This is a genomic window from Mesotoga sp. UBA5557, assembly GCF_002425715.1.
In the GTDB taxonomy this organism is placed as follows: Bacteria; Thermotogota; Thermotogae; order Petrotogales; family Kosmotogaceae; genus Mesotoga.
This window is the reverse complement of sequence record NZ_DIMV01000055.1, coordinates 95,698-122,126: the sequence shown is the minus strand read 5'-3', so window position 1 is coordinate 122,126 and position 26,429 is coordinate 95,698. Positions and strand designations below refer to the sequence as shown.

The following is a 26,429-nucleotide window of genomic DNA, read 5'->3' as shown; positions in this document are numbered from 1 at the left end:
CGGTGTGAAACTATGTGCAGTTTATTACAGTAGATCTGGTTCGACAAAGGAAATTGCGGAAAGCTTTTCCGATTCTATTGGTGCAGAACTCTTCAAACTTGAAGACAAAAAGCCCTTGAAATCGATATCCGGTCTCTATGCGCTGCTTGGCCTCGGAAGTCCGTTGAAGGAACCGCTTCCAGATATCGGCAGTTTCGAATTCCTGGTGCTGTTGACTCCAATTTACGCCTGGCATCCTTCGCCTCAGATGAATACTTTCGTGAACAATGCCGATCTGAAAGGCAAGAGCGTGTTTCTAGTAGGTGTAGGAGCAGGTGAGACAAATGAGAAAGCTCTAAAGAGATTCTCCGCAAAAGCCGAAAAGGCCGGCGCGAAAGTAGTCGGGACGAAAAACTTCAAAGGATTGCAGATTAAACAGGATTTGAAGGAGGTCAAATCGAATCTTATAGAAAGCGGGAAACAATTAGCCGGAATCATCGAAAGACTTGTCCAATAGACCTAAATAGACCTAGTAGAGATGTTCGAAGAGGATCTTTAGTCCAATCGAGATTAGCACAATTCCTCCGGTTGCTTCCATCAACTTGCCGAATTTCTGACCCAGTCTCTGTCCGCCCGTTACACCTAGAGCGGAGAGCGTTGCAGTTATCAATCCCGTCATCATAGCAGTGAGGATGATTGGTTTTCCAAGGAATGCGTATGCACTCCCTACAGCCAGTGCATCTATAGAGGTAGCTATCGAAAGTAAGATGAGCGTAAGGCCTCTGGTTCGATCCTTGCATGAGACTTCTTCTTTCCTGTCAAGAGATTCGAGCAGCATCTTTCCGCCGATACTTCCAAGAAGAATGAAGGCAATCCAGTGATCGAAATCCATTATATAGTCTCGAAAGCTTGCTGCGAGGAAGTATCCGATGATCGGCATTCCAAACTGGAACAGTCCAAAATGAAATGCTACCCTGAAAACATGTCTGCGGGTTACATCCTCCAGAGAGATTCCAGCACATATTGAAACGGCAAATGCGTCCAGTGCTAGACCGGTTGCGACGAGCAGGTTCTCCATCTGAAGCTCCTGGTGTGAGATACCTAGATGGTAACACACCGAGAGACGAGAAGTCTTCAGAAAGAAGCAAAAGCATACTCACTACTGCTTTCAATCATGCGGAAACCGGTTTTCCTCTCGGCGTTTCATTCACTTCACCGGTCTTTCAGCAGAGGTCCTCTGGAGACAGAGAACGTGTGCTCTCCACCACCAGATTGTCTGACGATTCTCAAGAACCACTCTGCTCCTTCTGCGAAATTTGATAGCTTATATTCTGTGAACCGCTATAACTGACTCAATAAGCGTACCGGTATGGGTAGCGGCAGACCGGGTGGAGCCGGCAGCGGGGAAATTCTGGACGAGAGTCACCCGCGTCACGTCCGAAGCCTGCATCGTTTTGATCGCTTATGCTACGTAAAGTTCGTACAATCCTTCTCCGGAGGACGATACTCTGCCTTGAACCTGCTGTTGTTATAGAGCATCTTGATAAAGACGCCCCTTTGCTCGAAAAGCGTGGTTGGTCATGACAAGGAAGAATCGAGACTCTCAATCAAGTACAGGGTGTTATTCGCCACCGAGAGTGTGGCCGCCACCTTTGAGCGGCCTCCGAAGTCAACCAGCCAGTTCAATCATCCTAGTTGTTCAGAGGTTGATGGCTTTTGGCCTTCGGGTAGAACGATTTTTGTGATCTTCGTGTGAGTAATTGCTCCGTCACTGAAAGATCCTGGAATTCTTTAGAGGGCTTCCCGTGAGATTCGAGAAATACTGTTTGAAACATCATCTGTGAGAAAACCAGTAGAAATACTCCTCCATCATCTGCTAAGCAGGTCCTTCTCAGTTTTCCAGAAATCATTTTCAGAACTGTGAACTGAAAATCCATTTATCTGTCCTTCCATAGTTCTGAAAAGTGAATCTGTTTCACGATCCCGCTGAGCAGAATCCCAGGCTAACTCACCCGGAAGCAGGAATTTCAGTTCCGTTGATGCCTGTGAAAAGAAGTCTTGTTCTTCCCCGGATTTTTCGACGTATTCCCAGTGAATTCTGTACAGTGAAGCAAGGGCAGAAGGGGGAGCAAATTCTACTCTCGATATTCTAGCGTTTCCACTGCCGTCAATTACTATAGTGTCTTCTCTTTCATACTCCATGGAAATTGCGCTGCAAGCCACAAGGAGTAAAAACAGAACAATAAGAAATTGCTTCATATCGAACCCTCCCAGTCCATTGTCGAGGGAGTGGCTTTGATTGAGGCGGCAAGGGTAATTGGTTCGATAGGAAACTGGCAGTGAGAAGTCGACTCCCCTACGCTTTCATTATATGCTTTTGGAGTCCCAACACAATACGACCGATATGACAATCCGACTGGAACGGACCCTATGTAATCTGTTCGCTGCATTGGAGTTATCGCAGGACTATTACTTCAATCTTATAGGCCGATAGCTCATATTGCCAAGGAGCGAGAAGCCTCATCCGTATTATGGATCGCCAAATGACCGGGGTGTTATCATTGAAGAAGGGAGTACAATGTGGTTCGTAGGGGTGCAAGGATGGAGCTTGTCTATGGTAAAAGAAACCCGGCAAAAGTGAGGAGCACTAAGACGATGCTTGATGGACTGGATCTCCAGATAAAAGACCTGTGTTCACTCGATCATCTTCCGACTGTTGAGGAGTCCGGAATTAGTCCTCTCGAAAATGCCAAAACAAAGGCGGAGGCTTACTATCGCTTAATTGGCAAACCCATCTTTGCTTGCGACTCCTGACTTTACATCGAAGGCCTAGATTTTGAACTTCAGCCGGGAGTGAAGATCAGAAGGCTGGGTGACAAGGTTATGAATGACGACGAAATGATCGACTACTACAGTAGGCTTGTAGCCGGACTCGGAGGGCGGACAGTGGCTCATTATAGAAACGCCATCTTTCTTGTCTTGAGCGACGATCGAAAACGCTGGCTGATGGATGACACGATAGAAGAGACGTTTTATCTTGTGAGCAAGCCGCATTCGATAAGAGTTGAAGGGGTCCCTATGAATTCGCTCTCTGTTGATGTTCAGTCGGGTAAGTACTTTGTTGACCTTACCGACGAAGAAAGGGCCAGTGCTTATAGCTGTCGTAATGGCTTCAGGAATTTCTTCAGCGAAGCAATCCGTTAATATGTTAATATGTTGATGTGCATTCTATAAGAGCAATATCGTATCCCGCAGCTCATGAAATGCTATTAAGCAGCAAGGCAATAAAGGGAGGACAAAATGGCTTACAAGACAATTAATGGAACTCGACTTTACTACGAGATTAGAGGCAATGAAGGAGGAAGCGAGACGGTCGCCTTTTTCAATGGAGTCATGGCTTCGACGAACAGCTGGTCGCTGCAAACAGGTGTCTTTGAGAGATTCGGGTACAAGATTCTCCTTCACGATTTCAAGGGCCAGCTTCTTTCGGAAAAACCGGCTGGGCCTTACACGTTCAGAGAGCATGCTGAAGAGGCTTTGCTTCTAATGAAGGAACTGGATATTGACAAAGTGCACATAATCGGTACTTCTTACGGAGGCGAAGTAGCTCTAAGATTTGCCATTGATTTTCCTGAGATGGTTAAGTCAATTTCAATCATTGATTCGGTGAGTGAGCTCGACGAGGTTCTAAAGCTTTTTATCCGCAATTGGAAAGAAGCAGCTGGCAAAGGTGACCCTGTGAAATTCTTCTGGAATATGGTGCCGACAATCTACAGCAATTCCTTCATCAAGAGCAATATCAAGATGCTTGAAGAGCGAGCGGATGCATTGAAAAGGGTATCAGAGGACTACTTCGAGGGCCAGATAACTCTATATGATACGTTCTTGAGCGACGTGTACATGAGCGATTCGCTTGGAAGAATCAGCTGCCCAACGCTTCTAGTCTGTGGCGAAGAAGATATTCTGAAGCCCAGGAGGTTTTCGAAAATCATGGCGGACAGGATCCAGAGATCGGAATTCGCTGTTATTCCTGATTGTGGTCACGTGACAATATTTGAAAAGCCAGACGTACTGAACAGCCTGCTTCTAGGCTTCATTATGAAGAACTCAGATCTTGAAGCTTAATTAGTTTTATGACCGTTATCAGTCAAGAGCTTCTTCTTTGGAATAGCTTGAAAAGCTCCATCACTACCAACAGAGGCGCTGCACATGCCAGCAAAATCAGCCACTGGGAGATCGAAACAGGAGAAACACCGAGCAAGTTCTGGAATAAGGAAGTGTTCATTGCAATCAGGTGGAGGCCGTGTGCTGCAATAACTCCAAAAACCAGAATGTAGTTTCTCCTAAGGGGTACTCTGAAGGCCGACTCTGTTTCTGATCTGCAATTGAAAACATGAACATTTTGCATAAGGACAAACAGAAGAAGAAGTAGATTTCTTGCGGAGTCCTCTTCCATTCCGGAACCCAGAAACACCATCCAGGCAACAAAGGCAACAAGCCCCATTGAGAACCCTGACAAGAGTGTCTCTCCAATCATCAATCTGTCGAAGATCCCCTGGTCTGTTCTTCTTGGGGGATTCTTCATCACCCCGGGTTCGCCTTTCTCGAAGGCAAGGGCAACGTCTTGTATTCCATTCGTGACAAGGTTTAGCCAGAGAATCTGAACCGCAACTAAAGGGAGAGGAACATTGAAGATCACCGCGAGAACAAATAGCAGAAGTTCAGCGGCGCCAGTCGATATCAATAAGTAGATCACTTTGCGAACGTTTGCAAACGCGAACCTACCCTCCTCTATTCCCGATACTATCGAAGCAAAATTATCATCTGTGATGATTATCGAACCGGTATCTTTGGCAACATCTGTACCCGAGCCCATTGCTACACCTATGTTTGCCCTTTGCAGTGCAGGAGCGTCATTCACACCATCACCCGTAACTGCTACGAAGTGGCCTTCTCTCTTCAGTGCTTCAACGATATGAAGCTTCTGGACTGGAGAAACTCTTGCAAAGACATTAGAAGAAAGGCATAGGTTGGCAAATTCTTTGCTTTCGTGGTCGCCAGCGCTCTCGAGGTCTTTGCCCGTAACTACTTTGTCGTTCTTTCCTATGATTTCGAGTTCTTCTGCAATTGCTTTGGCCGTAGACGGGTGATCTCCAGTTATCATAATGACTTTGACTCCAGCATCCTGGCTTTCTCTGACCGCACCTTTGACTTCCGGCCTCAGCGGATCTATGAATCCGACTAGTCCGATGAACACAAGGTCGTTAATCTCATCAATCTCAATATCATCACGGTCTACTTCACCTGAAGCGAAGGCGAGCACTCTGTAGCCGCCTTCAGCCAACGAAAGCGCTTTAGCCTCAATTTCTTTGCTGTCAAGCTCATTGGTGCTACCGTCATCATTCAACACAGTTTTGCATCTCGAAAGGATCGTCTCGACCGCTCCCTTCATAGCACATATCTTTTTTCCCTGGAATTCATAAATGGCTGCAGAGTATCTCTTCTCCGATTCGTATGGAACTTCTCTCAATACCCGAGTCTCTTCACGAAGCGACTTCGGTGAAAGACCCGATTTGTAGGCCATTGAGAGAAGAGCAACGTCCATTGCGTCACCACTTTGATGCCACTGGTCGTTCTCCTTTTCGAGAACACCTTCATTGGCTATAACGGAAATCTTTATTAGTTCTTTCAGAGCTTCGGGAATCTCATGTTCGATTCCTTGAAACTCTCCTTTGTCGTTATATCCTTCACCACTTATTTCATAGTCCTTTCCAGAAGCTAGTCTTACAATTCTTGCAGTCTGCTGGTTAACTGTAAGTGTTCCGGTTTTGTCACTGGCGATGACGGTGCAACTGCCGAGACTCTCAACTGCTTCGAGCTTTCTGACAATAACGTTCCTTTTTGCCATCCTGCTCGTTGCGACTGAAAGCGCAACAGTTAGAGCAACGGGAAGCCCCTCGGGGATGGCGGAAACAGAGAGCGCCACGGCGAGAAAGAATACGTCGGAAAGAGGGTATCCTTGCAAGAGTCTGAGCAGAGCGAAACCGGCCGCTGCTATCAGCACAATATATGCAATCTTGCGCGTGAATTCCTCCATCCTAATCACGAGAGGAGCCTTCCCTTGCTCGGATCCAGTTACGACTTCTGCAATCTTTCCAATTTCGGTGCTGTTGCCTGTTGCGACTACGACTCCCTTTGCTCTACCCGTTATCACTGTTGAACCGGCAAATGCCAGGTTCTTTCGATCGCCTATCTCAAGATCTTCGTCGAGTTGATCCGTGTTCTTCTCAACGGTAGTAGATTCGCCTGTTAGAAACGACTCGTCGACAGAAAGATTGTTGGTTTCTATTAACCTGATATCAGCGGATAACCTATCACCCGACTCGGCTAGAACAATGTCTCCAGGCACCAGTTCATTTGAGTTTACCGTTCTGGTCTCCCCATTGCGTATTACTCTTGATTCCACTTTCATGATTTTCAATAGAGCCTCGGCGCTCTTCTCGGCCTTGAATTCTTGAGTTGTTCCGATAATTGCGTTCAGGACAACTACGGCAAGGATAAAGATTGCATCATCGGGTTCACCAATTATCACGGAAATGAATCCAGCAATCAGGAGTATGTAGATCAAAGGGTCCTTGAACTGCGAGAGAATTATCTGGAGGATAGTGACGGGTTTTTTCTTTGGGAGTTCATTTGGACCGAATCTGTTTAACCTCTCTTTGACTTCTTCTGATGAGATTCCCTCCTTCGAGCTATCCAGATTCTGGAGGGTTTCCTCTACCGAAAGCTTATACCACTTTGTGTTTTCAATACTCTTCTGCATTGTTCCCCCCTGCATCAACAGGAATTCGAATTTCCTGGTTTTGAGAAGGCCCTCAATGAACTGACCTCAATTGCTCTGGGTAATGAAATGCTTCACCCAAGGTCTGCAATATCTAGAAGTATCCTTGAATCCAAATTTCCTGTAGAACTCGACAGTCGAATTCATGAATGATCTTTCAATGCCAAATGATTTCATTCTTCTAATGCCTTCCAAAAGTAGTTGAGTTGCAAAACCGAGATTTCTGTAGGCAATGTGTGCCGACCGGTTCAAAGTTTCCATATCGGTTTTCCAGATCGAGCCAAATCGTACAAAAGGAGGCATGCTCGCCATCGGGACCTACAACAAAAAGGTCTAGCTCTCTCCCGTAATCAGGAGCTTTCCGAATCTCTCTGAAAGCGTCTGCTGGAGGCCAATGTGAAGGTGGACAAAAACCATGAAAGGCCATCGCCTTTGCTCTTGATCTCTTGATCGAATCGTCTTCTTCAGCAACACTGAGTACTTTGTATCCTACCGGGAAGGAAGGAGTCTCTACATCATCGTGAATCTCATAGACAAGATAGGGATTAGGTGTCTCCAGTCTGATGTAGACTCTCTCCTCTACCACCGATTCAAGATCTTTGACATAGAGTTTCACGAGCCCATATCCATTTGCCCAGTCTGCACAAGGTCCTCTTCAATGTAATCGATAATCTCAGGACAAAGAAACCCGTAATTCGGATGGACTTGTATCCAGGCTTCTCCGGGCTCTTCGTTTTCGGAATGTGCTACTGCAACTACTTCTCCATCGCCGGTTTCCCAGATTCCAATTCCGTTTTGCCAGAGAGGAGGTTCGTCTCTGTGGTCCACATGTGGTCTCATCGGAACGCCGAAATAACTCGGTGAATAGTACTTATGGAGAGGTATGATGTGAAATCTACAGATATTCCACCTGTCGATGGTCCAGTTGAAAGGTCCTCCATAGAGTGGGAAAGTCTCTATTATCAGGTCTCTTATCCTCATGTAGTCAATTTCTGGCACATAGCCTCCTCATGGTGACATCTTTCTTCAAAGAGATCCCTCCCTGAACATAGCATGAGACTTTCTGCACCGAATAATCGTTAATTATACCATAGCAGCAAATCCAACAACGTCCCCAAGTCTCTCGCTACAGTACAACCAAAAGAAAGGGCCGGAATTTACCCGGCCACTTTTCATCAGTCTCGAGCTGTTGAGCTTATCTGAGGAGCTCAGTACTGAATCGCTCTAGGAAGCTTCTTGGCCTGCTCAATCCAATTCAGAATCTGTTTCTTGGATGGTAATTTGCGCACGAGTCTCTTTGCTGCATTTACTTCCACTACCTTTTCATAAAGGTTATCACCGTTTCTCTTAGAGAGTTCTGGCACTGTGTCGACTCCAGCTGCTTCAAGTAGTTCAGAGTATTCTCCCCCGATTCCCTTGATTCTCATCAAGTCTGCGTGATTCACCCAGGTAAGGATGGTCTCTTCAAGAATATCGGTTTTCTTAGCAAGTTCGGCTCGTGCCTTCTTTGTTTCGCAGGTCTTCAGAAGCGCTTCGATTGAGTTTACACCCGCATCCTTGAGCTTCTTTTCAAACACGGGTCCAATCCCTTCTACAATTGTGAGTTTCGCCATTGATCTTCCTCCCTTCTATATAGTGGTTTTGATTTCAAACTATCCCGCAACTGCTCTGTTACAACTACATGATTCACTTGGCCATTTCTTGAGCAAGTCCCCAACGGAGGAACTCTCGCAATCAACAACTTGCCCCTCTTTGCTCTTGTCAAGCAAATAGGATGACATCCTCTAAACATCTCCGCCGCTGCCCTATTTACAAAGCAATCACTTGTTGGCTCGGAATCAGCATTTTCATCTTTTTACTCCTTGTCAAGGACCACCAGAAGCAACTATGCCAGTTGCCGAAGAATGTCTGAAACACGATTGGGCTATAGTTTTGTCGGCTCCCAAGATTCTTCTTCATTTCATTTTCCACATAGTCCTGTTTAGGCATCTCAGACTCTTTGGTCTTGTGAACGGCTGAGATGGATATACGGACATTCTCTGGAGTATCTTCCCGATGCTTCTTCAACCCTTTGCTGAGAGATTCAAAACCTTGCTCAGTCGAGCAGTAGAGCAAAAGCCCCTTTAAAAGCGTAGGGACACAGGTTAAGTGAGTTCTCTGACCTTCTCCGGAGTTGTATTAACGGATCGGGCTAGTTCCGAAGCGTCATCTTCTTCACAAAGCTGCTTCAGCTCGAGATCAAATAGCCTCACAAATGGCCTCCTTTGAAATTAGGTAACACCAATGTTATTATACTTCCTTGTTATAAAAAGAAAGGTACTTGGAGAGAGTCGACACTCGAGGAAATCAATACTCCTGGATTCAGTCCTTCCGAAACCTACTAATACGGACTTTAAGACTAGCAGATTCTATTATTCAGTATGTTGGCTGTGAATCATTGGAGTTCAAAACTCTTCCGAGAGCTGAATTACGAGCGCACCGAATTCTTCGATACTAGGAGCTCAAAGTGAAAAGGAAAGTGAATCTGATTTCTCAATTATCGTTGTTCTGTATCTCTCTTTCTGGAATAGCCTTTCAACTGTTATTGTCCAGGAATCTTTCGGGAGCACTGATGCAATTGAGCTACTACACTTTGCAGACGAATCTGATAGTCGCAATAGTCGCCCTCTTGAATGCAGTATTCTCCATAAGGACAGCAAAATCACAAATAACAGCCGGATTACTGCGCATTATCACGGGTGGTTCGGTGTTGTGGATAACAGTGACTATGACTATTTACCATCTCCTTCTTTCGGACCGCTATAGGCCCTGAGGACAGGCTCTGTTCGCTAACAACCTTTTGCACTACGTTACACCGCTTCTCGCGATAATCTTCTGGCTAATCTTTGAAGAAGGGAAATCATATAGGTTTTTCTATCCCTTGCTCTGGGCAGTATATCCTCTTTCCTACGCGGTTGTTTCGGTGATTCGAGGAGCCATAACAGGTTTTTTCCTTACTGGTTTCTAGACCCCGCTGCGACCTATCCAAACGGAATTGGTTCATATCTAAATCTCTTCATCTTCACTCTTGTTGTCGGTCTGATTTTCATTGCGACCAAGTATCTAATGGTCTTCTTGAACTATCTACATCTTTCTGGCGGTCGCTTTGCAAATCTATTCAAGAATAATAACCGGATTTGATTAGAAAACTGACCTAGAAGTCAGTTTGTATTGATTCATATCTCTTGTCCTTATGTAAGTTAAGAAAAGGAGGGCTAGGCCCTCCTTAAGAGAATTAACAACTCGCTGTTAGCGTGTTCCCAAACCTTTGCGGTATCCTCTTCCTTCGCCGAAAGACTTCCCCGCTTCGCAACTACCATTTCTCAAGCGTTTCTGAAGCATCTCTCCGTCATTAGGACATGACTCTCCTACGTTGGCTTCAGTTCTTTCAGCAAAACGCGGGCACTCTTCGGAAGCAAGTCTAGCGCCCTTGTTTCCTCTGAGTTGCTGACCAACAGCATAGGTTAGAGTTGCCGCCAGGAAAAGTACAAGTACGATTATGACTACTTTCTTCATCCCTATGCACCTCCTTCATTCAAGCAGTACACAAGATATTACTATCCATTCCTTAGAGTTTCCTTAGATTCTCAACTTGGACGGAGCGAATAGCATCACCTAATCAGCAAACAGATCGTGGAGTTCCACGTAGATTTAATTATGCTGTTCATTGAATAATCGAGATTCGATATCACTGCTTTGACCGAATCCCTTCAAGAACAAAGAGGAAATACGAATTGAACCAAGTGATCTCTCCTTTCTTCCCTAGAGTAGTTGAGCATCTCTAGTTCCAAAACGTATGCTAGAACTCCCTCAATGCATTAGCATCTGCATTCCAAAGCTTTGTAGGTGATTGCATTTTCCAATTGTCGCTTTGCTAGAAGAGTTTTCGTAATAAACACTAGGGAGAATTTGAAAGGATTTTCGCTCGTTAACATTATGTTCTGCTTGAAACCCGTGAATCAATGTTCTGACATTCTGTGTTCTTGGGGACTTCTTGGAGCTCCTAGTAACCGCTTGGTCTTTCCTGCACTATCATTCTATGACTTCCCTAACGGTATTGTTCATCTCGTGAAGAATGAGAACCTCCAAGTAACCTTCTATAACATCCCTCCTTTATTGAAGGGTGACCTAAAACTACCCGCTAGCAAAGCCCCTTGAAAATCGTGACGCATTTATCTTTCGGTTCCACTGCTCAACAAAAACCTTGAAATAGAGTTTTGTCGATTTCATGCCGATTATTTCGTAGATCTGTTCAGTTTGAAAGCGGAAAAGAAGAGGGCCCTGATGGGCCCTCTCTACAAGATTCAGTAGTAAATCAATTCAAGAAGCAGGTAGAAGGTATTTATGCTTTCATGGTATCCATCTATCTCCCAGTAATACAGATCGTAGCTGCCATCGTCATATACTTCGAATTGGCAGTACACTTCTGCTGGAATCCCTCCAAGGTCGAAGGTTCCATAGAACTCTACAATATCGAGATCATCTGTTGATAGAAAGTAGTCCCAGTATGGATCGTAGAAGAAACTGTCAAAGGCTTCCCCTAGCGTCATCCAGTTGTAGTACACGTCGAAATATGAGTTCTTGACGTCCGTGATTTTCGATGCAAAGATTGAGTTCAACAACGTATTAATCAACGTATCGTCCTGAGTAACATCGTCAACTCCGAGGTAAGCGATCTCGAAGGTCCGTTCATCGACGTTTACTATGAACTGGAAGAGAGCTTCAACAAGCTCGTCGTTGCTGTAGAAGAAGCCCGAGAACTCTACAACGTCTAGATTGTCGGAAGTAAGGAAGTAATCCCAGTAACTATCGGCGAAAAAGCTGCTGAAAGACTCTCCTATTACCCTGTCGGGGAATTCGAAGAAGAAACCGTCTCTTACTATGGAGATTGCTACAGCAGCCCTATCGGGAAGAAAGATCCTCTCCAAAAAAGCGTACTGGCCGCTATTATCCTGAGGAACTCCATTGATCTCCCAATAGCTCAATGTGAAGGTAGAGTCCTCTTCTACAACCGAGAATCGCATCAGAACCGTTGAACTTCCCCTATATTCATCCGCGAAGCTGCCGTTGAACTCAACAATGTTTTGCGTTCCTTCCTTCAAATGCTTCCATCTTGACATCTCGAAGAATGAGTCAAAGGCTTCGCCTATGGGCACATCGGGGAAATTATTGAAAGTTCCGTCAGTTACAATACTGATGAACTTCGCACTGTCTTGTGGCAATAACCGCTGGGAGAAAGCGGAGCTGGCGATAAGGACTATCAAAATCAGCAAAACAGAAAATTTCTTCATAAACCAACCTCCTTTGTCCTATACCTTGATTAGTAATTGATCTTGAATCTTTGAATCCTATTTCCTAATTGCTCCAGTACAAACACATTGTCTTTACCGTCGACACATATATTGAAAGGCTTCGTAAATAAACCACTTGTAGTTCCTACACCTCCCCACTCAAAGAGGAAGTTCCCGTCCGGATCAAGAACTAGTATCATACTTGTCATTTTGTTTATAAAGAACAGATTTCCAAAACGATCTACCACAGACTCTCCAGGCTGGCCCCAGTTGCCTTCATAGGTTGAGGCCCAGTTCGAAATGTAGTTCCCTTGGGAATCAAACTTCTGGATTCTTCTCATTATGTCGTCCGATACGTAGATGTTTCCATTGCTGTCAACGCTCAACCCCGATATTGAGGCGAGATTGCCGGGGTTCATTGCCTCGAACATGTTTACCTTTGCGCCTACTGTCAGCAGAAGAGTTCCTTCCCCGTCGAAAACCTGAACTCTTTGATTGAAAGCATCGCCTACATATATTGTGTCTGCGCCATCGATTGCAATATACATAGGTCCGTCAAACTGACCGGGTTCTGCACCTTTACTTCCCCAAGACTTCACAAACTTGTTCTCGTTATCGAACTTCTGAACTCTGCCATTCTGGGAATCAGCGACGTATATACTGCCTTTTGAATCTACGACAACATCATGCGGGAAAAGGAATTCACCTCGCTCGCTGCCAAACCTTCCGAAGGACATTTGGTGCTTTCCGGTGCTGTCGAAAACCTGAATTCTATGATTAAGTGTGTCGGCTACGTAAATGAAATCTTTCCCGTCTGAGGCAAGCCCCTGAGGGTCACTGAACTGTCCGTCCTTGTTCCCTTGAGACCCCCATGACTTTTCGAAAGTCACGGACAAACCTAGCAACGAAATAGAAGAAATAATTAGAATTGTAAGAATGGCAAACCACTTCAAAAAATCCACCCCTTTTGGCATCTCATTTTGCCTGTCTGATCTTATCATCCCTGATGCTCAAAACAGAACGATTTCATACACTCGTATCGGGTGATTCCGGGTCTTCGGCCGCAAATGAAAATGAAGGAACGAGGAAGGCGCAAAACCAAGTATAAACGTGATGTGATGCTTCTACCAACAATCATTGTCCTTGTTTGAGGTTACCGGGCGTTGCCACATAAAGCTACGTGTTCTAAACTATAGATGAGATGTCGCTGATTATTTCTCATAATCGATGGTGATTCAATTTAGCAAGTACATACCCTAACATAGAATGAACACCAAAAACCAAATTAAATTGGAGGTGCCTCAATTGGCAAAGATGATTAAGAAGAATTACCTACTTGCTCCCGGACCGACACCGGTTCCTATCGATGTACTACTTGAAGGTGCTAGGGATACTATTCATCACAGAACTCCACAGTTCAAAAAAATCTTTGAAGATGCGGTAAGCGGCACTAAGAATGTCTTCAAGACGGAGAATGATCTATTCATTCTAGCTTCTTCAGGAACAGGTGCCATGGAAATGGCCGTCACGAATATTGTAAATCCCGGCGAGAAAGTTATAGTTTGCAGTGTTGGAAAGTTTGGCGAAAGATGGCTTGAGCTAGCAAAGACTTTTGGTGCAGATGTTGTCTTGTTGGAGAGGGAGTATGGAGATTTCTACACTCCGGAAATGGTTGAAGAATCCCTCAATGCCAACCCGGATGCGGTTGCAGTTCTGACAACTCTTAGTGAGACATCCACAGGCACTGTAATGGATATCGAAGGTATCAGCAAAGTTGTGAAGAAGGCCGGCAAGCTGATTGCGGTTGATGGTATAAGCGGTCTTGTTGCAGAGCCCTTGCTAACGGATGAGTGGGGACTGGATATCGTTGTCTCCGGTTCCCAGAAGGGTTTCATGCTGCCTCCTGGACTGGCCTTCATATCATTCAGCAAAGAAGCCGTTGAAAAGGCTAAGAACACGAAATCCACAAGCTACTATTTTAATCTGAAGAAATATCTCAAAGACCCTCTTCCATGGACGCCCGCAGTTAATTTGATCTATCAGCAGAGCCTTGCAGTAAAAATGCTCCTTGACGAAGGCATGGAGAATGTGTGGGCACGACACGAACTGATGGGAAAGGCAACAAGAGAAGCCATAAAAGCAATGGGGCTGGAGCTTTTTTCCAAGAGACCGGGAAACGTCCTCACTTCTGTCAAAGTACCTGAAGGAGTCGACGGCGGCAAAATCGTCTCTATTATGAGAGACGAATATGGCGTAACAATCGCAGGAGGACAGGGCACGATGAAAGGTAACATCTTCAGAATTGCACACCTCGGCTACATGTCCGACTATGACGTAGTAATTGCCCTAACGGCTCTTGAGAAAGTCTTGCGAAGACTCGGCTTCAATGTCGAGTACGGGACCGGAGCGAAAGTCGCTATGGAAGTATTCGAAAAGGAGGGTGCGTGATGCTCAGACTGCATGCTAACGATCCTCTGGACAAAACCGCTATGAAGATACTCGAAGAAAGCAATCTCTTCCAGATATCTGCAGAGCATCTCGATAGAGATCATTTGCTTGAGATAATGCCTGAGGTTGAAGTGCTCGTTGTCAGGAGTGCGACGAAAGTCACATCAGAGATAATCGAGGCAGGGAAGAAACTCAAGCTAATCGCAAGAGCCGGAGTTGGGTTGGACAATGTAGATGTCGAGGCGGCAAAGAAACACAATATCCTTGTTAGAAATACGCCTGGCGCGAACGCGATATCGGTGGCTGAGCTGACTTTCGGATTGCTTCTTGGACTGGTCAGACATATTCCAAGAGGTACTTACGGAATTAAGGAAGGAAAGTGGGAGAAGAAGGAGCTCAAGGGTACCGAGATCTTTGGCAAGACTATAGGATTGATCGGGTTTGGAGCAATAGGCAGGGAAGTAGCAAAGAGAGCATTGGCATTTGGAATGAACGTCTGTGCGTACGATCCTTTTGTTAAGGAAACCGATTTGGAAGTCGATCTGATGGACACCGTTGACTCACTTATTGAGAGATCGGATATAATATCGCTCCACATACCCCTCACTCCCGAAACGAAACACATAATTGGCGAAAAAGAGATCTCCCTGATGAAGGACGGCGTTATTATTATCAATGCAAGCCGAGGCGGGACCATAGATGAACAGGCACTCTACAACGGATTGGTTTCAGGTAAGGTTTCTGGAGCAGCCCTTGATGTTTTTGAGGTAGAGCCGCCGTCCGACGAGTTGAGAAGGAAACTTATCGGACTGGGGAACGTAATCTGCGTTCCTCATGTAGGAGCAAGTACATCGGAGGGTCAGAAGAGAGTTGGCCTGGAGATGGCCAAGATAATCGTAGAAGAATGCAAGATCATGATATAATGCACATGATTTTTCTGGTGGAGGTGTGAGTGTGAAAGTATACGTAGACAAAGATACTTGTATTGGATGTGGCGTGTGCGAAGGAATATGTCCCGAAGTCTTCAGAATGAATGATGATGGAAAGGCAGAGGTGATTGTTCCGGAGACAGAAGCGGCTTGTGCTCAGGATGCCGCTGATTCTTGTCCAGTTCAGTCAATAAAAGTAGAATAGTTTCCAATTCTTAACAATCACATGTAGGGGCAGACAAATGGTCTGCCCCTTTCTATAGTGGAACACAAAATTTGTCTATTTTTTCTGCGTGTTAAGTCTGGTATAGTAGTAATTGCTTCGGAGCTACATATTATTCGTTATTTCCTATTATGCGGTTCGCTTCAGGGTTACAGCTATCATCCGTGGAGGTCGTTGTGTCTAATTCTATAATAAGCACTCTTAAGAAGAAGGTCTCAAAGAAAACGTGGGACAACTGGTTCTCCACATTTGAATTGAAAGAAGTCGAAGATGAGAAAGTGGTTTTCTCTGTTGCCAATCTATTCATAAAGGATTGGCTCCAGACAAAATACGGAGGAGTCATTTCCGATTCAATATCAAGTATCCTTGGAAAGAAAATGCCTTTCGAAATAATCTACAAAAGCAAAGAGACCCACTCGGAGGAGCAAAGCGATTCAAGAGTTTCCGGTTCTCTGTTGAAAAGAAAGCCGCTGATGATTTCCAACCTAAACCCGGAATACACATTCAGCAATTTCGTTGTCGGGAGCGAGAATAAGGCGCTCTACCAAGTTGCGCTTGATGTTGCCCAGAATCCGGGCAAATATAATCCCTTCTTCGTATACGGAGATGTTGGGCTGGGTAAGACACATCTCCTGCAGGCAATCGCTCAAGAGACGATGAACAGTTTTCCCGACAAGAAGGTGCTATACATAACAAGCGAGCAGTTTATGAACGACATGATCCAGTCTATTAAAGAAAACAACATTCAAAAATTCAGAGACCACTACAGAAAGAAATCCGACATTCTGTTGATCGACGATATCCAGTTTCTAATTGGGAAGAAAGGAGTTCAAAACGAGTTCTTTCATTCATTTAATGAGCTTCACGATTCGGGAAAGCAGTTGATAATATGCTCTGATAGAAATCCTGAGGAGCTTGATACTTTCCATAGCAGACTCAAATCAAGATTCCAGATGGGCATGCTTATGTCGATCCAGGAACCCCAGCCTTCTACGAGATTTCATATTGCTAAACAGCTTGCTCAGAGAGAGTCCGTTTCACTTCCGGACGATGTGGCGAAAGTTTTGGCCGACAATATCGACGGAAACTTAAGAAGACTTAGAGGCGCAATCATAAAGTTGATAGTTCACAGCAGTGTTTTCAGATCACAGATAGACCTTTCTCTGGCAACTCAAATACTTCAGTCTTTTACGGGATCAGTGAATGTTCCTGTATCTCAGAGACCGATAGACCAGATCTATGCTGCTATTGAGAAGATTATGAAAGTTACCAGAAAGGAGATTGAATCGGGAAGTCGAAGTAAAGATATAGTTCTTGCCAGACAGCTGACAATGTACATTCTGAAAAACCACTTCGGCAAACAAGTAACGGAGATAGCAAGGGAAACCGGTAAGCAGCACTCAACAGTGATTCACTCTCTGAAGAAGATTGATAAAAGCGTCATGATGGGTAAGGGTGCCACAAAGCTCTTGTTTGATGACATTATCGGGATGCTCTCTTCGAATTCCGCTGCCGTTTGACCTCTTGGACCTGAATCAGAAATGAGTTACGTGATTTTCGGAAAATAGCCGATAAAAGTAATCCGAATATTTCATTCAGGAAATCTCTCGGGTTGTGATGCGAGGGATAATTTCTTAACAAGCTTTTTATGGATGGGAGGTATCGATGAAATACACGATTAGCGTTTCGATTTTCTTGGCTCTCGCTATGGTGATAATCGGAGTAGTATTCAACTGGCAAGTCAATAGGCCTGAGAAGATTCCACAGATCAATTTACAACCATTTGGCAATCTGGAAGATGGAGTGTATGTTGGACGAGAAGGTTACGTTGGACTTGAGGTTGAAATACTGGATGGGAGGATAATTGAGATAAGAATTGTTCAGAATCGTTCAGACAGGTATGCTAGAAGTGCAGAAGCCTTAACCGAAAGAATTATTGAAGCTCAGAGTCTCGATGTAGATGTGATTACCGGAGCCACAGCGACAAGTGAGTCAATTGTTGCAGCGGTAAAGGCGGCAATAGGCGGAATCGAAGATTAGATCACCGTTCATGAAGAACAGAACAGATAGATTCCAAAGCAAAAAGCCGATATAGTGCGCTGCATCGTCTTACGTGTTTTGTAAAGAATATGAATACCACTTCATATTATTGCAATTACATGCTAGCAGGCTCAAATAAACTGATAATCGGATTGTTGAATTCTCCGGAAATCTTCCATTGACTATCAATTCCCGTCAAGAAGATCATACTCTCGCCGCTCTTTGAATACTTCTCTTCCCCAGATGAATAGTCGAGAGTGAAGGACACAGTCATTGTTGCTTCTCGGGAGTCTCTTTCAACTCTATCTACTTCAACAGTGTAACTAATGCCATCGTAGAGTTCGAAGAAGTCCGCATAGAAGGAGGCAACGGTGTCTTTTGGAAGCGTTCTTCCTAATGGACTTCCCGAAGTGGCGATCCAAATCTCTTCTGCGTAGAGCTCAAGAATTCTGTCTTCCCTGCCCCTGTTGATCTCGCGCTCCAGCCTCGCAACCAAGCTGTCGGGTCTTGCCAGTATATATCCAACGCAACCAGAAGTGAGAATCATAGAGATAATCATCACCACTGTAGCAAAAAAGGCTCTTCTCCTTATCATATCGTCACCCCCCGCTCATCTTCTTCTCTTAATAATAACAGATTTGCTTATCCAAGAATCTTTCAAAAGAATAAGTGAACCTACAAAGAGGAGGATCTTAACTATCTGCTTTTCCCGAACAAAAACCTCTATCCAAAGTCCTATCATTGAAGGAGTATGATGGTTTACAGAGGGGGATTGCATTGAAAAGAATCAGTCTTGTGTATTTCGTTCTGGCTCTCTTGATAACTACTTTCCTATCTGCGACATATTTGAGTTTTAGAGGTAGTTTTGAACGGATAGTAGTTGATAGAAACGGTATTAGACGTGGCGACGCTTTCACAGTTAAGGTTCCTGATTCGCTTTTCGGAAGGCCTTCCTTAACATACGTGAGAGGAGCAACCCTGGAAAGCTTGTCAGCCGATCGAGGGTATACTCAATACTCTTTCGTTGCTGACGATAGCGACGCGGTAGTTGTTATTTCGTTTCAAGGACTATTCAAAGCACGTAAGACTGTCTCTCTAGAGTTCGAGGATTTCATCGATATCAATTCAGATGGCTTCCCTGACAATCTAGTGCTTGATTTGGAAGATACAGAGAACTTCAGAACTTGGTTTGTGAATATTTCAGCTTATCAGGTTATTGAGTTTTCCAGCAGGTGGAGCTCTCAAGAGAGGGATTGCAGCGGGCTAATAAGATTCGCAGCTAGAGAGGCTCTCAAAAGGCATGATGAACAGTGGTTTCTTGATTCGGGTATTGACAAAGAGCTTTGGTACGAAAAGACAGGAATAGACTTGCAAGCGGTACCTGACGTTAAGAAGTACAACTACCCGGATATACCAATTCTGAAGAATAGAATCTTCATCAGTAACACCGGAGAATTCACTTATTTTGCCGATGCTTACAACCTGATTCGTAGTAGTATGGTATTTAAGGGAAGGGATCTCAGCGTTGCAAGACCTGGAGATATAATCTTTTTTCACCACCCCTCTCCATCAACTTTTCACTCGATGATATACACTGGCGATGGGTTGATCTATCATACCGGACCTCTTTCCGAAAGTGATTCAGGTGTTCTGAAGCTCTGGAGAATAGATGATTATTTACGAACGATGCCTTATCAATGGTTGCCAATATACAACAACGAAAACTATCTCGGGGTATATTCCTTCAAGTTTCTACCCCGCAAGTGATGGAGAGTGAAGGCAATGAGAAGAATCTTGGTGTTTCTTATTATTCTGTTATTCACAGGGTTAACGGCACTTGCTTTTCAAATTCAGCAGTACGGTTATGAGCTCAGATCATCTTTCGTAGAGTTGTACTCTATGGACTATCCACCTACCATATACACAGACGACAAGGATAGCTACATCGATATCAAGATTTATGATTTGGACGAGCAGGATCTTACTGGGGCGATCACCATCGGGGATGTCGGAATCTCCGGCGATCCACTCTACGCTTTCAGGCAGACAGTAAAGGAGAAACAAAGGATATACTTGCCCGAGAAAGCTCTAATGGGCCTAAGACTGATTGTTGTTTCGTCGCAGTCAGGAAGTGCCAAACTGATGACAAGCTATCGTATGGTTGGAGCTCAGCTGCTTGCTTATGAAGATGGAGCGATGATGAGACTCTGGAAAAAGGAAGATTCCAGCTTCATTGACAGCTTCTCCCTTTACAGACTCATAGACGGGGAGTTATTGGGACGGACAGAAAATGGAGTGTTCGTTTTTGACTATCTTCCCACGACAGGAGATGCAATACTTGTTCAATCTGCCAATGGATCGATCCTGTGGAGGCCGGGCGAGTATGATTACTATTTCTCGTCTCGAAACATCTCTCTGATATTCACTGATCGACCGGCATACAAAGCCGGTGAAGTTGTTAATTTCAGAGCTTTCATAAGGGAGATAACATCTTCGGGCTATCAAATACCTAGAACTAATTCTGTAGAAGTTGAAATAGTAGATCCATTAAACAGGAGCGTCTTCACTGAAGAGTTGAGCCCGGATAACCTTGGCTCTGTTAGTGGTACGTTCCGAACATACTCCGAAATCACCAGGGGATCCTACAGGATTATCATCCGGTGGGAAGGAAACGAGGACTACTATTACTTCCAGATTGCCGACTACAAAAAGCCTACGTTCTTCACAACAGCGGAATCTGCATCAAAGGCATTCAGAAAGGGAGAGGCAGTTACAATCAACGTTTTGTCCGAGTACTACTTCGGAGATCCCGTCTCGCTTGGCAAAGTAGACTACACGATATACAAGGGCAGTCAGTATATTGACAATGGATCTGCGAGACTTGATGGCCTGGGTAAAGCGGTGATTGGCTACTCTGAAGAGCTTGAGAGCGGTTCATACTACGCGGTTATTACTGTCTCAGACGATACCGGTATGCAGTCACGAAGTACGGTTGACTTCAAGGTAGTACAGGGAACATTCGACTTCAATGTTGACTACAGATTCACCGATAAAGAAGCACTCGTGAAAATCGAAACAAGATTGAACAACGATACACTTGTTTCCAAGGCATTTGAGATGAAGGCGTGGTATGAAGAACCTGTAATTCTAATGGACGAAGGAAAACAGGTTGAGAAGAAGCTTAAGATCAACATTTTCAGGGAAGAACTTTCCACTGACAGTGGTGGAAGGGCAGAGATTCTGATCAATCTTAGGGACGTCCCGCCGGATACGGTTGTGTATTTCGAGGCCAACGGGGCTCCTTCAAATGAACCGGAAGTGGTTAACAGATATTCAGTCTATACTAGTGGGTACTATGACTACTACGGGTCTATTCTGGTGGATTCAGTTGAGTCTGCTGCTCCTGGCTCCAAGGCAAGAGTATCATTCTATACATCATCTCCAATGGATCTTTGGGTCATTGGTGATTTTTCGGGTGAATTCAAGCAGTTTCCTTTCAGTTCTACGGAGGGCAAGAACACTATCGAAATAGAGATCCCCGAGAACTATGGTTACGAGAACTTCATGCTCTTTATCGTTGGATATAAGAACTATCAGATTATTCAGTCAAGAGTCATCGAAGTTGAGACTGCTTCAAGAGATCTTTCAATCAATGTGCTTACTCAGGATAGATATGAACCTGGCGATACCGTCAATATGAAGCTGCAGGTCCTCGATGATGAAGGGAATCCCGCCGTTGTAGGACTGACGGTTTCAGTAGTATCTCAGGCAATGCTTTCTCTCTTTGAAGGCGATTCCGATCGGTGGAAGGAATCACTGGGCAGTCCCTTCAACAGGGGTTTCAACACTATAAGCATAAACGACCTGTATTATTCTGCCTACCCGTCAATAGCCAAGCTAGGAGATCTACTGGAATCTCAACCACCCGCGGCCGAATCTAAGGTGATTGGTGGTGCTCCTTTCGGGATGGGCGATCGTGGTGGAAATGGTGAAAGCTTGACTTCGGACGTGAGAGCCAGGAAACTTTTCAGCGACAGCGCCTTCTGGTCTGTTGGAACTTTCACCGATGAGAGCGGCTTTGCAGAACTGTCGTTTGTTGTGCCGGAAGATCTCGATACATGGACTGTCAGAACTCTTGCGGCCGACTTTTCGGGAGATTTCAGCTACGAGAAGTCTAGTTTCGAGACTTGGAAGCCCATGACCGTTAGCAGTTTCCTTCCGGAGTTTCTGATCGCTGGCGATACAGTGAATCTAGTCTTTTCCGTGAAGAATAATCTTGACACTCGTATGCCTGTCATCACCGGTTTCTATGTTGATGATGAAGTCATTGAGGAGAAGGGAGCAACTATTGACGCCTTCGGAAGTCTTTCCTTCAGCTATCAGATGGTTCTAAGAGATCTCTTGCCTTCGGAGAAGGAAGAGAGTCTCAGAGTTAAGTTTGTTGTTGAAGGAAGTCGCGGCTCCGACGGTGTTGAATACGAAATTCCTTTGAAGCCAAGGTACTCATATATCCGATTTGGCGACCTTGACTTTCTTGAAGGAAATAGAGTAATTGAATTTATGGAAGACTCAATTGGTAGTGTTACCATCTCTTCCACAATTGATCCAATTCTTCTTGAAGCAATAAGGTATCTGGTAGATTATCCCTATGGCTGTGTGGAACAGACAATGAGTAGGCTTCTTCCAGCATTGGCGGCTTCTCAACTACTTGCAGGTGCCGATGAGTCTTTTGCAGACAAAGTCTCGGTTGTAGTTGGCGATGGTCTTGAACGCCTCTTTGGCTATCAGCACTACGACGGAGGTTGGGGTTGGTGGAAAGATGACCAGAGCACTCCATTCATGACGTCTTACGTGATGTTAGGTCTATATCTTGCCACAGAAAACGGTTACGATATAAATAGGGATGTAATCGCGATGGGGTACTCGGCATTGAAGAGTCTTAACAGAGACAAGCCGGATCCTTTCCTTCAGTATGTCATTACACTGTTCAGCAGGAAACTGCGAGACCCGATAAGCTCAATCGTAGATTATAAGAATGATGTTGCTTCGATCGTTTTGACCGCGCTGACATACGAGACTCTAAACATGGACGCCAAGGCGGTTGCACTTTTTGAGGAGGCCATGGAGTATGTCGACCTAGGCGCATCTGACGTTATCTCGGGTAGCAGTTTCAACTATTTCTTTGACGATACGGTTACTCTCTCTTTCCTTCTGAAAGCTGCGGTAGATCTAGATGTACCTTCTGCAACAGTTGCAGAAATTTCCAAAAGACTCCTGAAGATGGGAAACGGCAGTTATTGGTATAGAACATCATCGACCGCTATGGCTATTCTCTCACTTTCATCAGTTAGCAGCTCGCTTTCAAAGGATGCGGAAGTTGAAGTGGTTTTTGAAGACGGGGATGTAGTCTTCGAAGGCGGGTTGGAGGATTCAATAACAATACCGATTACTGGAAAGACGATTGTTATTGAAAGCTCTGAAATGGTAGCGGTATCGATTAACGGAGAAACGGCAGTTAGGTCAGAGGAAATCAAAGCCGAAAACGCGGGTCTGATTGTCGAAAGGGTTCTGAGAAGAAAGGTAGCCGTGCCCATGGATGATACTCACGTTCTCACCACACCTCAGATAGACTCGCCTGCCGTAGTTACTTCGATCAGGACGCTGTCGGCTGACGAAGTAGGTTCTCTTGAAATAAGTGCCTCCAAGACTATTGAAGGGATGGTTGTTGCGATAGTAGACGGTGAGCTGAAGCTTTCAAACTTTGGACTCGGTCTCAAGATCTACGAAGGCGATGTTCTCGGTATTAGCAATGGCGAGATAATCGTCAGGTCGGTTGAATACAGTTACTACAATGACGCCACGATGGAGCTTTTCGCTGTTAAGCTTGGTAAACCCGGCCCGATAAGAGTCGGGGAGACGATAGTCTCCGAAGTGAGAATAAGGATTCCCGATACCGTTCCCTATGTTGTGGTCGAAGATATGTTGCCCTCCACAGGAATCTCCGTTGAGGAGAACATTGAGGGTGACACACTCGGATACACAAAATTCTACTATTTTGACTACTACTGGTGGGGATACACCTTCAAGGATGCAAGATACGACCGCATAGCCTTCTTCTTCAATGACGGAGGAGAGTTCGTGACGAAAAGCAGCTGGAGAATTCTCACCAGAGGGGAATTCATTATTCCTCCTGTACAGGCATGGGCAATGTACGATGCAGACTATCGGGCAAACACAGAATCGGTAATGCTGAACGTTGAATGAGAGCACTAGCTATTGTTGTCATTTTGCTACTTCAAGTGACGGTTTTTTGTTTCACAAGCGCGTATGTCTCATGGGAAATGCCAGAGTTTGAAGGCTATAGAAGCTTGCTTGAAAGACTAACGGGAAGATCCGTAAATGGTACCTATATTCTAATTATCGCTTCCTCGGCCGGAGAGTTCTCTGAACTCTCCGGCATAGGTTATTGGTTTCTCGCTGCAGCAACTGGAAACACGATTATTGTGCAGCCGCTTACTCTAGTTCAGAACCTGCCGCGAACGCTTGCACATGAGATGAGCCATCTCATTCTGAGGGATTACCAACTTCCCTATTGGCTAGAAGAAGGTATTGTCTGTTATATTACGGGTGAGTGGGTTGGTCGAGAAGAAATCATTCTTGACGAGGTGAAGACTCTTGATTACTCGAAGATGGATTTCATGACATATCGTTCGTACAGTTATACTTGTTGGGTAGAAGCATCCAGGCTTCTTCGCAATAGGTCTTTTGGAGAATTGATTGCAGAATTTGGAGAAGGAGGTAAACGAAGAATTGAGTGACGGGAAACTGGTTCAGTGGGATCTCACAAGATTGTACGGTTCGCCGGACGATCCCTCCCTGGAAGAAGACATACGAATTCTGATAAGTGAGAGTGATAAGCTTATTAAAGACTTCAAAGGGAGAATTCAGACCGAGAGTGTCAAGGCTAGCGAACTGAAGATAGCTATTGAAAGAGAAGAAGACCTTATGAACCGTTTTTTCAGATTATCGATGTTCTCGTTCTTGAGCCACTCAACAGACTCTAAGGAACCAGCTGTTCAGAAGCTCCTACGTAAGATAGATGATCTTGAATCGCAACTTGAAAGCAAGCTTCTCTTTCTGAAACTCGAACTTTCGAAAGTCTCCGAGGACTTCTTTAATAGTCTTATGAATTCTACCGAACTAGCAGATTACAGACATCATCTCGATCTCATTCGAACTCAAAGGAAGCACATGCTTTCTGAGCCGGAAGAAAGAATTATGGTTCTAAAAGAGATAACGGGCAAGAAGGCGATTCTGAATCTCTATGATGAATTCACATCGAGTTTTACGTATAGAATTACTACCGGTGCATCGGAAGAGACGCTCACAGAGAGTGAAGTGGAGACTTTAAGAAGAGATCATGATTCGGAGCTTAGAAAGAAGGCCTTTGAAAGCCTCTTTAGAAAGGCGAAGGAAAACAGTATTGTTCTGACCAATCTTTACAATTCTCTTTCCAGAGATTGGGACTTGGAAGCAGACAAGAGGGGATATGATTCCCCTATTTCAATGAGGAACGAACTGAACGAAGTCTCAGATGAGGCAGTGAATTGTATCATCGACGCCACCACCGATGGTTATTCTGTTGTTCACGACTATTACCGACTGAAGGCGATAATTATGGGGAGGGAAGCCCTTCTCCACAGCGATATATATGCTCCTGTTGGAACTTCAGACAGGACATTTGATTGGCAGGAAGCGAAGAAGATGATCCTGGAGGTTATGGGAAACTTTGATCCCCGGATTGAAAGTATAGTTGCTAGATTCTTCGATGAGGATTATATTCATGGATCGATCATGCCGGGAAAGCGAAGTGGAGCTTACTGCGCGTATGCCTCGCCAAGAATGCATCCGTATGTGCTCGTCAATTACAATGGCAAGATGAGTGATGTTTTGACACTGGCACACGAACTAGGCCACGGCCTTCACGGCGTTCTGGCGTCCAAACAGACCCTAGTTAACTATGATACGCCGCTTACAATGGCCGAAACAGCCTCTGTATTTTCTGAGATGCTTATGACGGACTTTCTTTTGAAGAACATTGAAGAAAGAGAGGAGAAGATCTCTTTTCTGGTCAACAGGATTGAAGAGATATTTGCAACAACCGCAAGGCAGAACATGTTCACCAGGTTCGAGATCTCTGCCCACGAGAAAATGTCAGGCGAGTATCTGGCGTTTGAAGAACTATCCGAGCTTTACTCCAAGGAGCTCAAACTCATGTTTGGGGACACCGTTGATTTTCTCCCGGAAAGCGAGTTCGAATGGGCTCGAATCCCTCACTTCTTTCATACCCCTTTCTATTGTTATGCTTACAACTTCGCCCAGCTTCTCGTAATTTCTTTGTACAGGAAATACCTTGAGGACGGGGCTGTCTTCAGAAGAAAGTATATCGCTTTACTTGAAAGCGGTGGATCGGAATCTCCCAAATCTCTTCTGCAGAAAGTAGGCATAGATGTCTCAGATCCTGTCTTTTGGCAAAAGGGAATTAGTTTTATCAAGGAGAATTTCCTTGATACACTGAGGAAGATGATCTAGACCTGTTCCGATCTCTAGAAAGGGTGTATAATTCCTGTGTCCATTTT

General features: G+C 44.8%; 26 protein-coding genes. 15 read left to right on the top strand and 11 right to left on the bottom strand.

Going from position 1 to position 26,429, the window contains the following annotated elements; genetic code table 11:
* The first annotated feature begins 4 nt into the window (after positions 1-4).
* A complete protein-coding gene (locus B3157_RS07135; RefSeq protein WP_214079057.1) occupies positions 5-496 on the top strand; it encodes a flavodoxin family protein in 492 nt (163 codons plus the stop codon).
* 12 nt (positions 497-508) lie between these two features.
* On the opposite strand, the gene B3157_RS07130 is transcribed toward B3157_RS07135, so the two are convergent.
* Positions 509-1,057 (bottom strand): manganese efflux pump MntP family protein, encoded by a 549-nt coding sequence (locus tag B3157_RS07130; protein ID WP_214079058.1) that lies wholly within the window; start codon positions 1,055-1,057, stop codon positions 509-511.
* A gap of 791 nt (positions 1,058-1,848) precedes the next feature.
* Entirely contained in the window at positions 1,849-2,238 is a 390-nt protein-coding gene (locus tag B3157_RS07125) for a hypothetical protein (RefSeq protein ID WP_214079059.1), read from the bottom strand.
* Positions 2,239-2,580: 342 nt separating this feature from the next.
* Here B3157_RS07125 and B3157_RS07120 point away from each other — a divergent pair, with 342 nt between their 5' ends.
* The 3 genes from B3157_RS07120 (at position 2,581) to B3157_RS07110 (ending at position 4,104) form a co-directional block, all read left to right on the top strand.
* Entirely contained in the window at positions 2,581-2,793 is a 213-nt protein-coding gene (locus tag B3157_RS07120; protein WP_214079060.1) for a non-canonical purine NTP pyrophosphatase, read from the top strand.
* Between the two features lie 69 nt (positions 2,794-2,862).
* On the top strand, positions 2,863-3,183 hold the full coding sequence (locus B3157_RS07115) for a hypothetical protein (RefSeq protein WP_214079061.1): 321 nt from the start codon (positions 2,863-2,865) through the stop codon (positions 3,181-3,183).
* A 96-nt stretch (positions 3,184-3,279) separates the two neighbouring features.
* On the top strand, positions 3,280-4,104 hold the full coding sequence (locus tag B3157_RS07110; RefSeq protein ID WP_214079062.1) for an alpha/beta fold hydrolase: 825 nt from the start codon (positions 3,280-3,282) through the stop codon (positions 4,102-4,104).
* 22 nt (positions 4,105-4,126) lie between these two features.
* Here the strand turns inward: B3157_RS07110 and B3157_RS07105 are convergent, their stop codons facing one another.
* The 5 genes from B3157_RS07105 to B3157_RS07090 all read right to left on the bottom strand — a co-directional run bounded on the left by B3157_RS07105 (position 4,127) and on the right by B3157_RS07090 (position 8,433).
* Positions 4,127-6,802: a cation-translocating P-type ATPase gene (locus B3157_RS07105; RefSeq protein WP_214079063.1), complete on the bottom strand. Its 2,676-nt coding sequence runs from the start codon at positions 6,800-6,802 to the stop codon at positions 4,127-4,129.
* A gap of 66 nt (positions 6,803-6,868) precedes the next feature.
* Entirely contained in the window at positions 6,869-6,997 is a 129-nt protein-coding gene (locus B3157_RS12875) for a hypothetical protein (protein ID WP_414674285.1), read from the bottom strand.
* Positions 6,998-7,001: 4 nt separating this feature from the next.
* Positions 7,002-7,436 carry a hypothetical protein gene (locus B3157_RS07100; protein WP_214079065.1) on the bottom strand — a complete coding sequence of 145 codons (435 nt, stop codon included), beginning with the start codon at positions 7,434-7,436 and terminating at the stop codon, positions 7,002-7,004.
* Positions 7,433-7,819, bottom strand: a complete 387-nt coding sequence (locus B3157_RS07095) for a hypothetical protein (protein ID WP_214079066.1) — start codon at positions 7,817-7,819, stop codon at positions 7,433-7,435. The genes B3157_RS07100 and B3157_RS07095 overlap by 4 nt, the downstream gene beginning before the upstream one ends.
* 209 nt (positions 7,820-8,028) lie before the next feature.
* The gene (locus B3157_RS07090) at positions 8,029-8,433 is read right to left on the bottom strand and encodes a DUF4332 domain-containing protein (RefSeq protein WP_099828708.1); all 405 of its coding nucleotides are present in this window, start codon (positions 8,431-8,433) and stop codon (positions 8,029-8,031) included.
* A gap of 893 nt (positions 8,434-9,326) precedes the next feature.
* On the opposite strand from B3157_RS07090, the gene B3157_RS07085 reads away from it, so the two are divergent.
* Positions 9,327-9,632, top strand: a complete 306-nt coding sequence (locus B3157_RS07085) for a hypothetical protein (RefSeq protein ID WP_292589860.1) — start codon at positions 9,327-9,329, stop codon at positions 9,630-9,632.
* Between the two features lie 9 nt (positions 9,633-9,641).
* On the top strand, positions 9,642-9,827 hold the full coding sequence (locus B3157_RS12870) for a Pr6Pr family membrane protein (RefSeq protein WP_414674286.1): 186 nt from the start codon (positions 9,642-9,644) through the stop codon (positions 9,825-9,827).
* A 281-nt stretch (positions 9,828-10,108) separates the two neighbouring features.
* On the opposite strand, the gene B3157_RS07080 is transcribed toward B3157_RS12870, so the two are convergent.
* From B3157_RS07080 to B3157_RS07070, 3 genes are all read right to left on the bottom strand, one after another.
* On the bottom strand, positions 10,109-10,375 hold the full coding sequence (locus B3157_RS07080; protein WP_214079068.1) for a hypothetical protein: 267 nt from the start codon (positions 10,373-10,375) through the stop codon (positions 10,109-10,111).
* A gap of 788 nt (positions 10,376-11,163) precedes the next feature.
* Positions 11,164-12,150, bottom strand: a complete 987-nt coding sequence (locus B3157_RS07075; protein WP_292589859.1) for a hypothetical protein — start codon at positions 12,148-12,150, stop codon at positions 11,164-11,166.
* Positions 12,151-12,179: 29 nt separating this feature from the next.
* Complete coding sequence (locus B3157_RS07070) at positions 12,180-13,112, bottom strand: 6-bladed beta-propeller (protein ID WP_292589889.1); 933 nt, start codon at positions 13,110-13,112, stop codon at positions 12,180-12,182.
* Between the two features lie 343 nt (positions 13,113-13,455).
* Here B3157_RS07070 and B3157_RS07065 point away from each other — a divergent pair, with 343 nt between their 5' ends.
* The 5 genes from B3157_RS07065 (at position 13,456) to B3157_RS07045 (ending at position 17,790) form a co-directional block, all read left to right on the top strand.
* Complete coding sequence (locus B3157_RS07065; protein WP_214060718.1) at positions 13,456-14,598, top strand: pyridoxal-phosphate-dependent aminotransferase family protein; 1,143 nt, start codon at positions 13,456-13,458, stop codon at positions 14,596-14,598.
* The gene (locus tag B3157_RS07060) at positions 14,598-15,521 is read left to right on the top strand and encodes a hydroxyacid dehydrogenase (protein ID WP_292589858.1); all 924 of its coding nucleotides are present in this window, start codon (positions 14,598-14,600) and stop codon (positions 15,519-15,521) included. Before B3157_RS07065 ends, B3157_RS07060 begins: the two co-directional genes overlap by 1 nt.
* 31 nt (positions 15,522-15,552) lie before the next feature.
* Entirely contained in the window at positions 15,553-15,732 is a 180-nt protein-coding gene (locus tag B3157_RS07055; protein WP_214060720.1) for a ferredoxin, read from the top strand.
* Between the two features lie 194 nt (positions 15,733-15,926).
* Entirely contained in the window at positions 15,927-17,270 is a 1,344-nt protein-coding gene (gene dnaA, locus B3157_RS07050) for a chromosomal replication initiator protein DnaA (RefSeq protein WP_292589857.1), read from the top strand.
* 145 nt (positions 17,271-17,415) lie between these two features.
* Positions 17,416-17,790 (top strand): FMN-binding protein, encoded by a 375-nt coding sequence (locus B3157_RS07045; RefSeq protein ID WP_214079073.1) that lies wholly within the window; start codon positions 17,416-17,418, stop codon positions 17,788-17,790.
* 115 nt (positions 17,791-17,905) lie between these two features.
* Here the strand turns inward: B3157_RS07045 and B3157_RS07040 are convergent, their stop codons facing one another.
* Positions 17,906-18,385, bottom strand: a complete 480-nt coding sequence (locus B3157_RS07040; protein ID WP_292589856.1) for a nuclear transport factor 2 family protein — start codon at positions 18,383-18,385, stop codon at positions 17,906-17,908.
* A 182-nt stretch (positions 18,386-18,567) separates the two neighbouring features.
* Here B3157_RS07040 and B3157_RS07035 point away from each other — a divergent pair, with 182 nt between their 5' ends.
* The 4 genes from B3157_RS07035 to B3157_RS07020 are packed head-to-tail and all read left to right on the top strand — an operon-like array spanning position 18,568 to position 26,382.
* On the top strand, positions 18,568-19,557 hold the full coding sequence (locus tag B3157_RS07035; protein ID WP_292589855.1) for a DUF1175 domain-containing protein: 990 nt from the start codon (positions 18,568-18,570) through the stop codon (positions 19,555-19,557).
* Between the two features lie 15 nt (positions 19,558-19,572).
* Positions 19,573-24,054 carry an MG2 domain-containing protein gene (locus tag B3157_RS07030; protein WP_292589854.1) on the top strand — a complete coding sequence of 1,494 codons (4,482 nt, stop codon included), beginning with the start codon at positions 19,573-19,575 and terminating at the stop codon, positions 24,052-24,054.
* Positions 24,051-24,608 carry a hypothetical protein gene (locus B3157_RS07025; protein ID WP_292589853.1) on the top strand — a complete coding sequence of 186 codons (558 nt, stop codon included), beginning with the start codon at positions 24,051-24,053 and terminating at the stop codon, positions 24,606-24,608. The genes B3157_RS07030 and B3157_RS07025 overlap by 4 nt, the downstream gene beginning before the upstream one ends.
* The gene (locus B3157_RS07020) at positions 24,601-26,382 is read left to right on the top strand and encodes a M3 family oligoendopeptidase (protein ID WP_292589852.1); all 1,782 of its coding nucleotides are present in this window, start codon (positions 24,601-24,603) and stop codon (positions 26,380-26,382) included. The genes B3157_RS07025 and B3157_RS07020 overlap by 8 nt, the downstream gene beginning before the upstream one ends.
* Positions 26,383-26,429: the final 47 nt, after the last annotated feature.

Excerpts from the sequence above, each read along its gene's own strand:
- B3157_RS07130 (WP_214079058.1), bottom strand. The coding sequence starts at position 1,057 with ATGGAGAACCTGCTCGTCGCAACCGGTCTAGCACTGGACGCATTTGCC.
- B3157_RS07125 (WP_214079059.1), bottom strand. The coding sequence starts at position 2,238 with ATGAAGCAATTTCTTATTGTTCTGTTTTTACTCCTTGTGGCTTGCAGC.
- B3157_RS07120 (WP_214079060.1), top strand. The coding sequence starts at position 2,581 with ATGGAGCTTGTCTATGGTAAAAGAAACCCGGCAAAAGTGAGGAGCACT.
- B3157_RS07115 (WP_214079061.1), top strand. The coding sequence starts at position 2,863 with ATGAATGACGACGAAATGATCGACTACTACAGTAGGCTTGTAGCCGGA.
- B3157_RS07110 (WP_214079062.1), top strand. The coding sequence starts at position 3,280 with ATGGCTTACAAGACAATTAATGGAACTCGACTTTACTACGAGATTAGA.
- B3157_RS07105 (WP_214079063.1), bottom strand. The coding sequence starts at position 6,802 with ATGCAGAAGAGTATTGAAAACACAAAGTGGTATAAGCTTTCGGTAGAG.
- B3157_RS12875 (WP_414674285.1), bottom strand. The coding sequence starts at position 6,997 with ATGAAATCATTTGGCATTGAAAGATCATTCATGAATTCGACTGTCGAG.
- B3157_RS07090 (WP_099828708.1), bottom strand. The coding sequence starts at position 8,433 with ATGGCGAAACTCACAATTGTAGAAGGGATTGGACCCGTGTTTGAAAAG.
- B3157_RS07080 (WP_214079068.1), bottom strand. The coding sequence starts at position 10,375 with ATGAAGAAAGTAGTCATAATCGTACTTGTACTTTTCCTGGCGGCAACT.
- B3157_RS07075 (WP_292589859.1), bottom strand. The coding sequence starts at position 12,150 with ATGAAGAAATTTTCTGTTTTGCTGATTTTGATAGTCCTTATCGCCAGC.
- B3157_RS07060 (WP_292589858.1), top strand. The coding sequence starts at position 14,598 with ATGCTCAGACTGCATGCTAACGATCCTCTGGACAAAACCGCTATGAAG.
- B3157_RS07045 (WP_214079073.1), top strand. The coding sequence starts at position 17,416 with ATGAAATACACGATTAGCGTTTCGATTTTCTTGGCTCTCGCTATGGTG.
- B3157_RS07040 (WP_292589856.1), bottom strand. The coding sequence starts at position 18,385 with ATGATAAGGAGAAGAGCCTTTTTTGCTACAGTGGTGATGATTATCTCT.
- B3157_RS07030 (WP_292589854.1), top strand. The coding sequence starts at position 19,573 with ATGAGAAGAATCTTGGTGTTTCTTATTATTCTGTTATTCACAGGGTTA.
- B3157_RS07025 (WP_292589853.1), top strand. The coding sequence starts at position 24,051 with ATGAGAGCACTAGCTATTGTTGTCATTTTGCTACTTCAAGTGACGGTT.